The organism is Kitasatospora sp. NBC_01266, from assembly GCF_036242395.1.
Lineage (GTDB): Bacteria > Actinomycetota > Actinomycetes > Streptomycetales > Streptomycetaceae > Kitasatospora.
This window is the reverse complement of sequence record NZ_CP108458.1, coordinates 4,491,390-4,505,713: the sequence shown is the minus strand read 5'-3', so window position 1 is coordinate 4,505,713 and position 14,324 is coordinate 4,491,390. Positions and strand designations below refer to the sequence as shown.

11 protein-coding genes and 2 tRNA genes are annotated in these 14,324 nt (G+C 72.3%); 6 read left to right on the top strand and 7 right to left on the bottom strand.

Translation table 11 applies throughout. The features are described 5' to 3' along the window. The first annotated feature begins 40 nt into the window (after window positions 1-40). From fbaA to OG403_RS19610, 3 genes are all read left to right on the top strand, one after another. Window positions 41-1,063 carry a class II fructose-bisphosphate aldolase gene (gene fbaA / locus OG403_RS19620; protein WP_329566171.1) on the top strand — a complete coding sequence of 341 codons (1,023 nt, stop codon included), beginning with the start codon at window positions 41-43 and terminating at the stop codon, window positions 1,061-1,063. 217 nt (window positions 1,064-1,280) lie between these two features. After that, window positions 1,281-3,638 carry an ArnT family glycosyltransferase gene (locus tag OG403_RS19615; RefSeq protein ID WP_329566169.1) on the top strand — a complete coding sequence of 786 codons (2,358 nt, stop codon included), beginning with the start codon at window positions 1,281-1,283 and terminating at the stop codon, window positions 3,636-3,638. Window positions 3,639-3,732: 94 nt separating this feature from the next. Then, window positions 3,733-4,152, top strand: coding sequence for a DUF3151 domain-containing protein (locus OG403_RS19610; RefSeq protein WP_329566167.1), 420 nt, complete (start codon window positions 3,733-3,735; stop codon window positions 4,150-4,152). A 74-nt stretch (window positions 4,153-4,226) separates the two neighbouring features. Here OG403_RS19610 and OG403_RS19605 read toward each other — a convergent pair whose 3' ends face one another. From OG403_RS19605 to purS, 4 genes are all read right to left on the bottom strand, one after another. Beyond that, the gene (locus OG403_RS19605) at window positions 4,227-5,066 is read right to left on the bottom strand and encodes a sterol carrier family protein (protein WP_329566165.1); all 840 of its coding nucleotides are present in this window, start codon (window positions 5,064-5,066) and stop codon (window positions 4,227-4,229) included. Window positions 5,067-5,150: 84 nt separating this feature from the next. Next, window positions 5,151-7,406 (bottom strand): phosphoribosylformylglycinamidine synthase subunit PurL, encoded by a 2,256-nt coding sequence (gene purL, locus OG403_RS19600; RefSeq protein WP_329566164.1) that lies wholly within the window; start codon window positions 7,404-7,406, stop codon window positions 5,151-5,153. Between the two features lies 1 nt (window position 7,407). Continuing rightward, window positions 7,408-8,088: a phosphoribosylformylglycinamidine synthase subunit PurQ gene (gene purQ / locus OG403_RS19595; protein ID WP_329566162.1), complete on the bottom strand. Its 681-nt coding sequence runs from the start codon at window positions 8,086-8,088 to the stop codon at window positions 7,408-7,410. After that, window positions 8,085-8,336, bottom strand: coding sequence for a phosphoribosylformylglycinamidine synthase subunit PurS (gene purS, locus OG403_RS19590; protein ID WP_329566161.1), 252 nt, complete (start codon window positions 8,334-8,336; stop codon window positions 8,085-8,087). The genes purQ and purS overlap by 4 nt, the downstream gene beginning before the upstream one ends. Window positions 8,337-8,812: 476 nt before the next feature. On the opposite strand from purS, the gene OG403_RS19585 reads away from it, so the two are divergent. The 3 genes from OG403_RS19585 to OG403_RS19575 all read left to right on the top strand — a co-directional run bounded on the left by OG403_RS19585 (window position 8,813) and on the right by OG403_RS19575 (window position 9,465). After that, window positions 8,813-9,130: a histone-like nucleoid-structuring protein Lsr2 gene (locus tag OG403_RS19585; RefSeq protein WP_184936468.1), complete on the top strand. Its 318-nt coding sequence runs from the start codon at window positions 8,813-8,815 to the stop codon at window positions 9,128-9,130. Between the two features lie 138 nt (window positions 9,131-9,268). Continuing rightward, window positions 9,269-9,341: transfer RNA gene (locus OG403_RS19580), tRNA-Gly, on the top strand. A 48-nt stretch (window positions 9,342-9,389) separates the two neighbouring features. After that, window positions 9,390-9,465: transfer RNA gene (locus OG403_RS19575), tRNA-Gly, on the top strand. A 187-nt stretch (window positions 9,466-9,652) separates the two neighbouring features. Here the strand turns inward: OG403_RS19575 and OG403_RS19570 are convergent. From OG403_RS19570 to OG403_RS19560, 3 genes are all read right to left on the bottom strand, one after another. Continuing rightward, window positions 9,653-10,552, bottom strand: a complete 900-nt coding sequence (locus OG403_RS19570) for a phosphoribosylaminoimidazolesuccinocarboxamide synthase (RefSeq protein WP_329566157.1) — start codon at window positions 10,550-10,552, stop codon at window positions 9,653-9,655. A gap of 78 nt (window positions 10,553-10,630) precedes the next feature. Then, on the bottom strand, window positions 10,631-12,235 hold the full coding sequence (locus OG403_RS19565) for a N,N-dimethylformamidase beta subunit family domain-containing protein (RefSeq protein ID WP_442910942.1): 1,605 nt from the start codon (window positions 12,233-12,235) through the stop codon (window positions 10,631-10,633). Window positions 12,236-12,347: 112 nt separating this feature from the next. Continuing rightward, window positions 12,348-13,907 (bottom strand): hypothetical protein, encoded by a 1,560-nt coding sequence (locus OG403_RS19560; protein WP_329566153.1) that lies wholly within the window; start codon window positions 13,905-13,907, stop codon window positions 12,348-12,350. Window positions 13,908-14,324: the final 417 nt, after the last annotated feature.

Genomic DNA, 14,324 nt, shown 5'->3' with positions numbered 1-14,324 from the left:
CCGCGGCGCACAACTTTCCCCCCGACAGGAGCGTTTTCGCATGCCTATCGCAACTCCCGAGGCCTACAACGAGATGCTCGACCGGGCCAAGGCAGGCAAGTTCGCCTACCCGGCCATCAACGTCACCTCGTCGCAGACCCTGCACGCGGCGCTGCGCGGCTTCGCCGAGGCGGAGAGCGACGGCATCGTCCAGATCTCCACCGGCGGCGCCGAGTTCCTGGGCGGCCAGCACAGCAAGGACATGGTGACCGGCGCCGTCGCGCTGGCCGAGTTCGCCCACATCGTGGCCGCGAAGTACGACGTCACCATCGCGCTGCACACCGACCACTGCCCCAAGGACAAGCTGGACGGCTACGTCCGCCCGCTGCTGGCGGTCTCCGCCGAGCGCGTGGCCAAGGGCCTGAACCCGCTCTTCCAGTCGCACATGTGGGACGGCTCGGCCGAGACCCTGGCCGACAACCTGGCCATCGCCGAGGAGCTGCTGGCCCAGGCCCGCGCCGCCAAGATCATCCTCGAGGTCGAGATCACCCCCACCGGCGGTGAGGAGGACGGCGTCTCGCACGAGATCAACGACAACCTCTACACCTCGGTCAACGACGTGGTGCGCACCGCCGAGGCGCTGGGCCTGGGCGAGAAGGGCCGCTACCTGCTGGCCGCCTCGTTCGGCAACGTGCACGGCGTCTACAAGCCGGGCAACGTGGTGCTCCGTCCCGAGCTGCTGCGCGACCTGCAGGACGCGATCGGCGCCAAGTCGGGCAAGAAGGACCCGTTCGACTTCGTCTTCCACGGCGGCTCCGGCTCCTCCGCCGAGGAGATCGCCACCGCGCTGGAGAACGGCGTGGTCAAGATGAACCTGGACACCGACACCCAGTACGCCTTCACCCGCCCGGTCGTGGACCACATGTTCCGCAACTACGACGGTGTGCTGAAGGTCGACGGCGAGGTCGGCAAGAAGAACACCTACGACCCGCGCACCTGGGGCAAGCTGGCCGAGGCCGGCATGGCCGCCCGCGTGGTCGAGGCCACCAAGGCGCTGCGCTCGGCGGGCACCCGCCTGAAGTAAGCGCGACGCCCCGCGTCAGCTGCGAACAGCAGTTCGAGCCCCGGTCGGCACCAGCCGACCGGGGCTCGCCCATTCCTGGGAGTGGGCTGTAAATATGCTTGATCAGCTGGAAGTAAAGGGTCCGTACGGCAAAATCTTTCCCTGGAACCGGTATGGATTTCGCCGATATGCCCTGTCTGTCAGGTTCTTCTCATGGATCCGACGAAGGCTGTCACGCATGGCTACCACCGTGCTACCGATCGCCCCTGAGCTGTCTGACAGCAGCACCTGGCCGATCCGCCGCGCCCCGTGGCGCTCGCCCGAAGGGCAGCCGGCCTACGCCAGGCCTGCCCTGCTCGGCATCGCGATCCTCGCGGGGATCCTGTACTTCTGGGGGATCGGGCAGAGTACCTACCACACCTTCTACGCCGATGCCGTACGGAGTATGACGGAGAGTTGGAAGGCCTTCGTCTTCGGCTCGTACGACCCCGCCAACACCATCACCCTCGACAAGCTGCCCGGGTTCCTGTGGCCGCAGGCCCTCTCCGCGAGGATCTTCGGCTTCCACCCCTGGGCGCTGACCCTGCCCCAGGCCATCGAAGGCGTGCTCTCCGTCCTGGTGCTCTACCGCGCCGTGCGCCGCTGGGCCGGCGCCAACGCCGCACTGCTCGCGGCCGGCGCCTTCACCCTGACCCCGGTGCTGGCCGGCCTGTTCCGCACCGCCGTCGAGGACCCGCTGTTCACCCTGCTGCTCCTGCTGGCGGCCGACGCGGCGATGCGCGCGGCGCGCAACGCCCGGCTGCGCACCCTGCTGATGGCGGGGGTCTGGGTCGGGCTGGCCTTCCAGGCCAAGATGCTGGAGGCGTGGGCGGTGCTGCCCGCGCTGGCCCTGGTCTACCTGGTGTCGGCGCCGACCGCGCTGCGGCGCCGACTGGGCCACATCGCGCTGGCCGGCCTGGTGGCGGTGGCGGTCTCGGCCTCCTGGATACTGCTGGCCACGGCCACCCCGGCCAAGGACCGTCCGTACATCGACGGCACCACCGACAACTCGGCCTACAGCATGGTGGTCGGCTACAACTTCCTGAACCGCTTCACCTCGGTGGGGCTCAGCGCGAGCGAGACCGGCAGCGTGACCTCCGGGCAGGGCCAGGGCGGCATCATGGGCTTCGGCGGCGGCCACGGCGGCGCTGCCCCCGGCGGTGCCGGCCAGGGCGCTGGTGCTCAGGGCGGCGGCGCCCAGGGCGCTGGTGCTCAGGGCGCTGGTGCTCAGGGCGGCGGCGCGACCGGTGGTGCCGGCCAGGCCGGCGCTCAGGGCGCCGGGTCGAGCGCCCCCGCCCACCAGTACAAGCAGGGCGGTGGCGGCCAGGGCGGCCCCGGTGGCAGCGACGGCGGCTGGACCAAGATGTTCAGCTCGCAGTTCGCCCCGCAGACCGGCTGGCTCTACCCGATCGCCGCGATCGCGCTGCTCTGCGCGCTCGCCTGGCGGCGCCGCGAACCGCGCACCGACCACCTGCGCGCGGGCTACCTGCTCTGGGGCAGCTGGCTGGCCACCTTCTTCCTGGTCTTCAGCGCGGGCAGCGTCGGCGGCCACAGCTACTACATGGGCGTGATCGCCACCCCGCTGGCCGCGCTCAGCGGCGCGGGCACGGTGCTGCTCTGGCAGGCCTTCCGCGAGGGTGGCCGCAAGGCCTGGGCGCTGCCGGTGGCGGTCGCCGCGACGGCCGGCTGGGCCGCCTACCTGACCCGGCTCTTCCCGACCTTCCTGCCCTGGCTGGCCCCGGCCACCCTGGGCGTGGGCGCACTCGCGCTGATCACGCTCGGCCTGGCGCGCAGCGCCAGGTTCGGTGAGCGCCGGATCGGCCGGCTGCGGATCGCCACCGTGGGCCTGATCGCCTCGCTCTTCGCGATGCTGCTCGCCCCGGGTGCCTGGGCCGCCTCGGTGCTGGACTCCAAGTACGGCAACTCCGGGATGGGCACGGTCGGCCCGCAGGCCGCCCACGGCGGCTTCGGCGGCGGCGCCAAGGCCGGCGGCCGCACCGGTGCCCGCGGTGCGGGCGGCGGCGGTGCCTGGGCCCAGGGCGGCTTCGGCGGCGGTGGCGCCGGCGGGACCGGCGGCTTCGGACGCGGGGCCGGCGGTGCGGCGGGCGCGGGCAGCGCGATGGCGGCGGCCTTCGGCGCCGGCGGCTTCGGCCAGTCCGGTACCACGCTGACCAAGGCGCAGCAGCAGATCCTCGACTACGCCCAGGCGCACGACGGCAACGCCCGCTACCTGTTCGCCACCACCAGCTGGAGTGCCTCCTCCCCGTACATCCTGGCCACCGGCAAGGAGGTGCTGCCGATGGGCGGTTTCACCGGCAAGGTCCCCTCGCCGAGCCTGTCGCAGTTCAAGGGCATGGTCAGCAGCGGCCAGCTGAAGTTCGTACTGCTCGGTGAGAGCGGCGGCTTCGGTGGCTTCGGCGGCGGCGGTGGTCAGAACAGCCCGACCGCGGCCATCACCGACTGGGTGCGCAGCACCTGCTCCCCGGTCGCGCCCGGTGACTACGGCCAGTCGGTGAGCAGCCCGAACGTCCAGCTGCTCTACCAGTGCTCCAACTGACCGGACCGCGCTGAGCGACATCCCGGGAGCGTCCGTGCGCACACTGCACACGGGCGCTCCCGGTCGTTCAGCCGGGGCTGGCAGACTGGGAAGCATGACTGAACGGAAGAACTTGCTCTCGGGCCCGGAGCCGACGCTGCTCTCCGAGGAGGCCGAGCCGTACCGCAGGCTCGCCGAGGAGTCCGCGTCGCCCACCCAGCTCGCGGCCGACTACCCGGGGTTCTCCCTCGCCTGGGCGATGCTGGCCGACGACGCCTACACCGAGGGCCGGGTGGTCGAGTCCTACGCCTACGCCCGCACCGGCTACCACCGCGGCCTCGACGCCCTGCGCCGGGCCGGCTGGAAGGGCCACGGCCCGATCCCCTGGGAGCACCGCGCCAACCGCGGCTTCCTGCGCTGCCTGGCCGCGCTGGCCCGGGCCGCCGACGGGATCAAGGAGACCGAAGAGGCCGACCGCTGCTGGAAGTTCCTCAACGACAGCAGCCCCGAGGCCTACACCGCACTGAAGCAGTAGTCCCGCCGCCGATGGGCTCCCTTCACTGACACCGTGTCAGCGCAGGGAGCCCATCGGCCTTCGGCGGCCGTGCGTCAGCTCAGCACCGGCAGCAGCGCGCTCAGGTCGCTGCGCTCGCCGCTCGCGCTCACCCTGGCGGCCTCCACCGCCGTGGACCAGTCCTGCCGCCCGGTGGCCAGCCGCAGCCAGGTGAGCGGGTCCATCTCGACCACGTTCGGCGGGGTGCCCCGGGTGTGCCGCGGTCCGGGCACCGCCTGCACCACGGCGAACGGCGGGATCCGCAACTCGACCGCCCCGCCCGGCTGCTGGGCGGCGAAGGAGTCGGCCAGCAGCCGGCAGGCCGAGGCCAGCGCGAAGCGGTCGTGCGGGAAGTCGGGCAGCTCCAGCGCGGCCGCCAGGTCGTCGGCGTGCACCACCGCCTCGACCAGCCGGGTGACCAGGAAGTCGGCGAGCCTCATCGAACCCAGCCGGAGCTCGAACCGCCGCTCCGGCTCCTGGACTTCGGGCCCGGCCAGCAGCCCGAGCAGTGCGTCGGCCGCCGCGTCGAAGGCCGTCGCCACCTCGGCGGGTGAGCCGGCGAAGGCCTGCGCCGTGTGCGCCACCGTGCCCGCCTCGAGCAGTTCGGCCAATGAGCCGACGCCGGCCACCCAGGCGGTCAGCTCCAGTGGCGCCCCGCCCGCCGGCGACTGGTCCAGATGGTTCGGCGCCCAGCCGAGTTGGACCGCCAGATGGGCCACCAGCTCGCGCAGCCGCCAATCCCCCAGCCGGGTCGGCAGCGCCAGCAGCCGCTGCGCCTCGGGGTCGGCGCAGAGCCGGTGCACCGCGCCCCGCAGTGCCAGGGTCTGCGCGCCCAGCGCGGCCCGCACCTTGGCGGGGTCGTAGTCGCGCGCCTTGCGGGTCACCGTCTTCGCCATGGCGCCAACCTACCGCCGCGCCGCCCGGGGACGGAGAACGGCCCGCTCCGTCCAGCGGAGCGGGCCGTTCGACGCTGTCCGGACTCAGCCGAGCAGCGCCTCGATCACGCCGGTGTGCGCCTGGGTCAGCTCGGCCAGCGAGACCGAGAACTGGCCCTGGACCTCCAGAGCGTCCCCGTCCACCACGCCGATCCGGGTGGCCGGCAGGCCCCGCGCACCGCACATGTCGGTGAACCGCAGCTCCTCGCTGCGCGGCACCGCGACCACCGCGCGGCCCGCCGACTCGGAGAACAGGAAGACGAACGGGTCGAGGTCACCCGGCACGATCACCCGGGCGCCCTGGCCGCCGCGCAGGCAGCTCTCCACCAGCGCCTGGGCCAGGCCGCCGTCCGAGAGGTCGTGCGCCGCGTCGATCATGCCGTCGCGCGAGGCGGCGATCAGGATCTCGCCGAGCAGCCGCTCGCGCTCCAGGTCCACCTTCGGCGGCAGGCCGCCCAGGTGGTTGTGGACCACCTGCGACCAGGCCGAGCCGCCCAGCTCGTCGGCGGTGTCGCCGAGCAGGTAGAGGTGCTGGCCCTCCTCGGCGAAGCCGATCGGGGTGCGCCGGTTGACGTCGTCGATGACGCCGAGCACCGCGACCACCGGGGTCGGGTGGATGGCGACCTCGCCGGTCTGGTTGTAGAGCGAGACGTTGCCGCCGGTCACCGGGGTGCCCAGCACCTGGCAGGCGTCGGCCAGACCGCGGGTGGCCTCGGCGAACTGCCACATCACGTCCGGGTCCTCGGGGGAGCCGAAGTTGAGGCAGTCGGAGACCGCGAGCGGCTTGGCACCGCCGGCCGCCACGTTGCGGTAGGCCTCGGCCAGCGCCAACTGGGCGCCGGTGTAAGGGTCCAGCTTGGCGAACCGGCCGTTGCCGTCGGTCGCCACCGAGACGCCGAGGTTGGTCTCCTCGTCGATCCGGATCATGCCGGAGTCCTCGGGGGTGGCCAGCACGGTGTTGCCGATCACGAACCGGTCGTACTGGTCGGTGATCCAGCTCTTCGACGCCTGGTTCGGCGAGCCGGCCACCGCGACCAGCGCGGCCTTCAACTCCTGGCCCGTGGACGGGCGCTGGAGCCGCTCGGCGGTCGGCGCGTCGGCCTGCAGGGCGTCCTGCCAGGACGGGCGGGCGAACGGGCGCTGGTAGACCGGGCCGTCGTGCGCGACGGTGCGCGGCGGCACGTCGACCACCAGCTCGCCGTGCCAGAAGATCTCCAGCCGCTCGCCGTCGGTCACCTCACCGATCACGGTGGCGATGACGTCCCACTTCTCGCAGATCTCCAGGAAGCGGTCGACCTTCCCGGGCTCGACGATCGCGCACATCCGCTCCTGCGACTCGCTCATGAGGATCTCCTCCGGCGAGAGCGTGGCGTCGCGCAGCGGCACGGTGTCCAGCTCGATCCGCATGCCGCCGGAGCCGGCCGAGGCCAACTCCGAGGTGGCACAGGAGAGTCCGGCGCCGCCGAGGTCCTGGATGCCGAGCACCAGCTTCTCCCGGAACACCTCCAGGGTGCACTCGATGAGCAGCTTCTCCTGGAACGGGTCGCCGACCTGGACGGCCGGCCGCTTGGTCGGCTTGGAGTCGTCGAAGGTCTCCGAGGCCAGCACCGAGACGCCGCCGATGCCGTCGCCACCGGTCCGGGCCCCGTACAGGATGACCTTGTTGCCGGCGCCGCTGGCCTGGGCCAGGTGGATGTCCTCGTGCTTCATCACGCCCACGCAGAGCGCGTTGACCAGCGGGTTGCCCTGGTAGCAGGGGTCGAAGACGACCTCGCCGCCGATGTTCGGCAGGCCCAGGCAGTTGCCGTAGCCGCCGATGCCCGCGACGATCCCGGGCAGCACCCGACGGGTGTCGGGGTGGTCGGCCGCACCGAAGCGCAGCGGGTCCATCACCGCGACCGGGCGGGCGCCCATCGCCAGGATGTCGCGCACGATGCCGCCGATGCCGGTGGCCGCGCCCTGGTAGGGCTCGATGTAGGACGGGTGGTTGTGCGACTCGACCTTGAAGGTGACCGCGTAGCCCTGGCCGACGTCGACCACACCGGCGTTCTCGCCGATGCCGACCAGCATCGCGTCGGACTGCGGGGCCTTCTCACCGAACTGCTTGAGGTGCACCTTCGAGCTCTTGTACGAGCAGTGCTCGGACCACATCACCGAGTACATCGCGAGTTCGGCGCCGGTGGGGCGGCGGCCGAGGATCTCCCGGACCCGGGTGTACTCGTCTTCCTTCAGGCCGAGTTCGGCCCAGGGCTGGGCGGCGTCCGGAGTCTGCTCGGCGTTCTTGACGGTGTCGAGAGTCATCTCAGGAACTCACCAACTGCTTGAGGACGGACGTGAAGAAGCCCAGACCGTCGGTCTTGCCGGTACCGACCAGCGGCTCGACGGCGTGCTCCGGATGCGGCATCAGGCCGACCACGTTGCCGGCCGCGTTGGTGATCCCGGCAATATCGTTGATCGAGCCGTTCGGGTTGACGTCCAGGTAACGGAAAACCACCCGGCCCTCGGACTCCAGCTCGTCGATCGTGCGCGCGTCCGCGGTGTAGCGGCCGTCCATGTTCTTCAGCGGGACGGAAATCTCCTGGCCCACCTGGTAATCGGTGGTCCACGCGGTGCCCGCATTCTCCACCCGCAGCTTCTGGTCGCGGCAGATGAAGTGCAGGTGGTTGTTCCGCAGCATCGCGCCGGGCAGCAGGTGCGACTCGGTGAGCACCTGGAAGCCGTTGCAGATACCGAGGACCGGCATTCCGAGCTTCGCCTGCTCGATGATGGTGGCCATCACCGGCGAGAAGCGCGAGATGGCGCCGGCCCGCAGATAGTCGCCGTAGCTGAATCCGCCGGGCAGGACCACCGCGTCGACCTGGTGCAGGTCCTCGTCGCGGTGCCAGAGCGCGACCGGCTCGGCGCCGGCCAGCCGGATCGCGCGCTGCGCGTCCCGGTCGTCCAGCGAGCCGGGGAACGTGACAACGCCGACCCGGGTGGTCACTGCGACTCCTCGACGCGAACCGTGAAGTCCTCGATGACGGTGTTGGCCAGGAAGGTCTCGGCGGCTTCGCGGATCCGGGCGAGCGCGGCGTCGTCCACCGGGCCCTCCAGTTCCAGCTCGAAACGCTTGCCCTGGCGGACGTCGGCGATCCCGGTGAATCCGAGACGGGGCAGTGCGCGCTGCACCGCCTGTCCCTGGGGGTCGAGGATCTCCGGCTTGAGCATGACGTCGACTACGACGCGTGCCACTGGCACTCCCAAAGGTGTGGTGCGTGAAGGCGGGGGACCTTCAGAGTACCGGGGTTCAACGGCCGTTCGACGGCCCGGGGATCTCGACGCGCGTAGACCCGTACCCCTTACGCCACAAGGCTTCCGGCGTTCCAGGGCGCCCGTTTCCTCCCTCTTTAAAGAACTTCCCAGGCTCCGCCGCCCCCCGCCCGATGCCCCACCGAATACCGGCACACCGGACAGATCGACCACGGATACCCGGCGGTATCCGGGGCGAAGTATCGGTACGGAGGCGAAGCGAGGTGAATATCCGGAAAAAGAATGCAAGGCCCATCGATTTTCGTCGCACTCCGGGTGCAGAATAGGGCCACCGGCAGTGCCAGGAGCTGCGCAGGCGGTGCGTCCGAGACGTACCCGTATGCCCCTGGAGTGCCGGAGCACAGGGCCGCCGCGGCACACCGCGCCCGTCGGCCGAATTGCCGAGAGGATTGACACCCATGGCTCAGCGTGTAGTTGTCACGCTCTCCGACGACCTGGACGGCGGCGCCGCCGCCGAAACCGTCCACTTCGGCGTCGACGGGAAGTCGTACGAGATCGACCTGTCCCTGGACAACGCGGAAAAGCTTCGGGAGGCGCTCGCCCCCTTCGTCGCTGCCGGCCGCCGCCAGAGCCGCACCGGAAAGTCGTTCCGCCGCACCGCACTCGCTCCCGACCCGGCCGCCGTGCGCGCCTGGGCCCAGTCCCGGGGCATGGAGCTGCCGGCCCGCGGCCGGATCCCCAAGCACGTCTACGAAGCGTTCGCCGAGGCCAACTGAGGCCCTGCCACCCGCCCTTCCGTCGCCGCCGGGCGGCCGCGACGGAAGGGATGCGTGAGCACTCCCGACGATGGGGTAGAGTATTTCTCGTCGCCGCAACCGGAAGCGGGAGCAGCGGCCGGTGCCCACCAGTACCGTGCGGACGTGGCTCAGTTGGTAGAGCATCACCTTGCCAAGGTGAGGGTCGCGAGTTCGAATCTCGTCGTCCGCTCGCAGTACAGCAGTAACCATGCGGTACAGTAGGACAACTAAAGATCATGCGGACGTGGCTCAGTTGGTAGAGCATCACCTTGCCAAGGTGAGGGTCGCGAGTTCGAATCTCGTCGTCCGCTCCAAAGTGAAATGGGTCTCCCTCGGGAGGCCCATTTCGCGTTTTCGGCTGAGTTCACCGAGTTCACCGCGGAGCGGGAACCGAACGGGTCGGCGGTGACGAATGTCACCGCCGACCCGTGGAAACTCATCCTGCGGCGATGGGCCCCAGACCTACCCGGTTCAGGCCCACTCGGTTCAGGCCCACTCGGTTCAGACCCACTCGGTCCCGGTCAGCCGCTCGTACGCCTCGACGTACTTGACCCGGGTGCGCTCCAGGATGTCGGCGGGCAGCGCCGGCGGCGGCTGCTCGCTGGTGCGGTCCCAGCCGGAGGCGGGCGAGGTCAGCCAGTCCCGGACGAACTGCTTGTCGTAGCTCTGCTGCGCCCGGCCCGGCTCCCAGTCGTCGGCCGGCCAGTACCGCGAGGAGTCGGGGGTGAGCACCTCGTCGCCGATCACCAACGCGTCGTCCCGCAGGCCGAACTCGAACTTGGTGTCGGCCAGGATCAGGCCGCGCTCCCTGGCGATGTCCCGGGCCCGGGTGTAGACGGCCAGCGTGGTCTGGCGCAGCTCGGCGGCCCAGTCGGCGCCGATCCGGCGGGCCGTCTCCTCGTAGGGGACGTTCTCGTCGTGCTCGCCGACCTCGGCCTTGAGCGCCGGGGTGTAGATCGGCGCGGGCAGCTCGGAGCCGTCCACCAGGCCCTCGGAGAGCACGATGCCGCAGACCGTCCGGCTCTCCCGGTACTCCAGCAGACCGGAGCCGGTCAGGTAGCCGCGGGCCACGCACTCGACCGGGAACATCTTCAGGTCGTCGCAGATCATGGTGCGCCCGGCCCAGTCGGCGGGGGCGCCCTCGGGCAGTTCGGTGGAGAGCACGTGGTTGGGCACCAGGTCGGCGATCTGGGCGAACCACCAGAGCGAGAGCTGGGTCAGGATCCGGCCCTTGTCGGGGATGTCGCTGGGCAGCACCCAGTCGAAAGCCGAGGTGCGGTCGCTGGCCACCATGACCAGGCGGCCGGCCTGATCCCGGTAGAGGTCGCGCACCTTGCCGGTGTGCAGGTGGACCAGGCCAGGGACCTGGACCGGCTCGGGCTTGGTGACAAATCCGCTCAAGGTTGCTTCAGTCCTCAGGAGTGGGGGTCGCTGCTCGGACAGGGGGAGTCTTTCATGCACCCCTGCGCCGAACCGGGCTCACCCGTCCTTGCAGACCCGGTCGAGCAGATTGGCGGTGGCCTTCTGGATCCGTTCGTCGGTGTGGCCCGGCCGGTCCAGGGCGGGTGACCAGGCGAAGGTGCCGGCGGCGAAGACGTAGGCGCCGCTGGGCGCCCGGTAGAGCGAGGTCTCCTGGTGGCGGGGGCGGCCGAGCTCGTCCCGGTAGGGCGAGTGGGCGAGCAGGGTGCGCTCGCTGTGCGCGGGCAGCGCCACCTTGGGGAAGTAGCGGTCGGCCTCGCCCGCCACCAGGTTGGCCACCTCGTCGCCGTCCCGCAGCCCGGTACCGGCCCAGAGCCAGTGCCAGGTGTTGCCGGCCACCAGCGGCACCGGCTGGGCCACCCGGCCCGCGTACTGGACGCCCAGCAGCTGCTGCTCGGGCTCCCCCGCGTCCCGCCACAGCGCGCTGACCGCACCGGACGGGCCCGCGGCCGGCGAGTCGGCGGGCACCCGCTGGCGCTTGCGGCAGTTGAGCAGCCGGCCCGGCTCGCCGCAGGCGCCGCTGGTCAGCTCGACCCGCCAGTACATGGTGTTGGCGGAGAGGAAGACCAGCGAGGTGCCGCGGTCCCTGGCCCGCTCGACGGTGCGGCGCATCGGATCCGACCAGTACTCGTCGTGCCCGGGGAAGATCAGCGCCCGGTGCCGGGACGGCTCGACCAGCCCCGCGTGCAGGTCGGAGGCGGTGGCGTAGGCGAGGTCGTAGCCGTACCGCTCGGCCCAGCGGATGAAGTCGTAGGCGTGCCCGACGTGCAGCGGCAGGCCGGCGCCCGCGTGCGGCCGGTCGAAGGAGACGGTGACCGCCGCCTGAGGCTCACCGAGCAGCCGCCCCTGCTCGTCCCAGGCGTGGTAGAGGCTGGCGCCGGTGTGCCCGTCCTCCGGGAACAGGTTGTACGCCTGCCAGGTGACGTCCGGCAGCACCAGCAGCAGGTCCGCGGCCGGTCCGGGGTCGGCCGGGCCGGCGGCCAGCGGGTCGCGCACGGTGAACGGGATGTGGCTGCGGTGGCGCTGGTCGGCGGTGGTGAGCACCGCGACGTAGGCGCCGGGCCGCCAGTGGGCCGGGATCTGCTGGCGCCAGGAGTGCCACCAGTGATGGCAGCTGACCGTCCGGTCGACCACCAGCGGCGCCGGCTGCCGCAGCCCGGCGATCAGCGGACTGGCCGTCATGTGCTGGGCGCCGGCGCCCGCGTAGTGGCCGATCCGGTAGACGTCCACCACGAAGTCGCGCGGCGGGTGGACGGTGACCCGCAGGTCCACCGAGCCGCCGGGGTAGACCGGGCCGGCCGAGGCGAAGCCCTTGATCTGCTGGACCACGTCATCGGAGTTGCGCGGGGTGCCGACCGTCCCCCGGCCCGCCGGCCGGGAGCCGCCGGGCGCGGGCAGCGGCTGCTGGCCGGGGGCGTCGGTGCTGACGTACCAGGGGATGGCGCCCTCGGTGCCGGCCAGGTACTCGTCAGGACTGCGCAGCCAGGGCAGCGGCCCCTGTCCGAACGGGTCCGAGACGCCGTGCGCGAGCGTCCCGGACTCCCATCTGCGGCCCGCCGACTCCTTCTCCACGTCGCCCCTCCCACGGTGCGCCGCCGGTGGCATGTGCCACCGAAATGTGCGTGTGGTCCAGCAGACCACACAGTGCCGCCGACGCGTCACCCCAAGGTCGCAAGTCGCTTCAACGGTGTTGGATGGAACGGTTGTTGACGTACGGTCAGCCCAGCCGGACGGGCTTCTCCAGGCGGATCCCAGCGGCCTCCAGCCAGACCCGCAGCGGGCCCGCGGCGCCCTGTTCGACCGCCTCGACCACCGGGTCGGCCAGGTCCCCCCGGCGGACCCCGCCGAGCAGCAGCACCGGGCCGTCCAGCCAGTCCAGGCCGGGGCGACCGCCGGCCCCGTCCACCGCCGCGCAGCAGACCATCGCCGTCACGCAGTCGGCCAGCAGCTCGCGCCCTCCTCGCTCGGCGGCGCCGGGCACCGCCGGGGGCGGGCTGGCCGCCAGGGTGCGGGCGAGCTGGTCGCCGCCGCCGGCGGCCAGCCGGTCGAGCAGCCGGGCCAGGGTCGGCGCCTTGGCACTCCCGGCCACCGGGCCGGGCGGGGCGTTGGTGTCCAGCGCCTCCTGCAGGGCCATCGCCTGCAGCCGCCAGCCGCGGTCCACCACCTGCTCGGGGTAGTCCTCCCAGGGCAGGTCGGCCCGGCCGCCGCGGACCGGGCCGTGGAAGAGCTCGGCGGCCAGCAGCGAGACCGCCGAGTCCATCTCGCCCGGCTCCTCCAGCAGGTCGCAGGCGGGGCGGTCGCCGAGCCGGCTCTCGTACCCCTCGGCCAGCCGGTCGCGGCGGGACAGCTCGGTCAGCGCGGCGACCACCCCGGCGTTCAGCTGGGCGGGGCAGCGGCCCAGCCGCCAGGCCGGCAGCGCCACCCGGGTGAGCAGCCGGTCCCACCCGGCGTAGGCCAGGCCGACCTGGCCCTGGGCGGCGATCCGCAGCCCGTAGTCGACCGCCTTGGCCTGCTCGGAGGCGGCCGCGGCGGCGGCGCGCTCCAACTCGGCCACGTGCGCGCGGCAGGCCTTCAGCAGCGCGCGGGTGATCCGGTCGAGCAGCCGGGCCACCGGGGTCCGGCGGCCCGAGCCGAGCGCGGCGTCCAGCCCCCGGACGAAGCGGCGGGCGGCGGCGATCTCCGGATCCGCGGCGGCCGCGGTGCCGGCCACCACCGGGGCGAGCAGAGCGCGCAGTTCGTCGGCCCGCATCCACCAGAGGAAGGGCGAGCCGATCACCAGCAGCTGTCCGGCCGGCCGGTGCGGGCCGGCACCGGTGGCCGGCAGCGGGTGGCCGAGGCGCTCGCGCAACGCCTGGAGCGGCGTGCTCGGCGGACCGGTCGGCTCCTCCAGCCAGCTGTCGCAGTCCGGGGTGATCGCGATCGCGACCGGGCCCGGCACGCCGAGCCGGTCGGCCAGCTCCCGGATCAGCCGGTGCAGTTCGGGTGCCTGCTCGAGCGGCACCGGCACCGCCGGGGTGCTCGGTGGCACCGCGCGGGCGTGCCGGTGGGCGGCGGCCAGCGCGAGCAGGCCGACCAGCACGGCGAGCGCGCCGACCACCCAGCGCACCACGTCCCAGCCGGCGGCGTCCGGTGCGCCGGGGGCACCGATCCGGCCGGTGAACCTCCCGGCCAGCAGCACCACGGCGACGGCGGCGGGCAGCACCGCCGCTGCCCGAGCCAGGGCGCGGATCCGCAGCACGGCGTGCGCCCGTGCGCGTGCGGCGTCGAAAGCGGCCATCCGGTGCTGCACCCCCTTCGGAGTCGGGACCTTCGAGATTCCTTCGCGCGGGCCCGATCGACGTGAACCAATCGGGCGGCGCCGACCGGGCGGTACCCCCGGGCGGGTAGCGCCCGGTCACCCGTCCCGCGAGTCCTCCTGCCAGTTCTGACGCGCCTGCCGTTGCGGGTGTTCCGGTTCGGCCCGGTTTCCACCCGTCCTGATGACGGCACGCCCCCGGTCCTTGCAGCTTCCCCCCGCGCGAGCCCGCGCACCCGGCGGCGATCGCGGATTCACCCCCATCGGCACCGCGGTTCAGCGCACCCTACGGCCCCCGGTGCCACTACGTCAGCCCGCTGACGCGTCATTCACTCGAAGGGCTGGAATCGCCCGGCCGTTCGCAACCATCGGTGACGCGGCCGAACAGCCGGCCGAACG

Excerpts from the sequence above, each read along its gene's own strand:
- OG403_RS19565 (WP_442910942.1), bottom strand. The coding sequence starts at position 12,235 with ATGCCACCGGCGGCGCACCGTGGGAGGGGCGACGTGGAGAAGGAGTCG.
- fbaA (WP_329566171.1), top strand. The coding sequence starts at position 41 with ATGCCTATCGCAACTCCCGAGGCCTACAACGAGATGCTCGACCGGGCC.
- OG403_RS19560 (WP_329566153.1), bottom strand. The coding sequence starts at position 13,907 with ATGGCCGCTTTCGACGCCGCACGCGCACGGGCGCACGCCGTGCTGCGG.
- OG403_RS19610 (WP_329566167.1), top strand. The coding sequence starts at position 3,733 with ATGACTGAACGGAAGAACTTGCTCTCGGGCCCGGAGCCGACGCTGCTC.
- purL (WP_329566164.1), bottom strand. The coding sequence starts at position 7,406 with ATGACTCTCGACACCGTCAAGAACGCCGAGCAGACTCCGGACGCCGCC.
- OG403_RS19585 (WP_184936468.1), top strand. The coding sequence starts at position 8,813 with ATGGCTCAGCGTGTAGTTGTCACGCTCTCCGACGACCTGGACGGCGGC.
- OG403_RS19615 (WP_329566169.1), top strand. The coding sequence starts at position 1,281 with ATGGCTACCACCGTGCTACCGATCGCCCCTGAGCTGTCTGACAGCAGC.
- OG403_RS19605 (WP_329566165.1), bottom strand. The coding sequence starts at position 5,066 with ATGGCGAAGACGGTGACCCGCAAGGCGCGCGACTACGACCCCGCCAAG.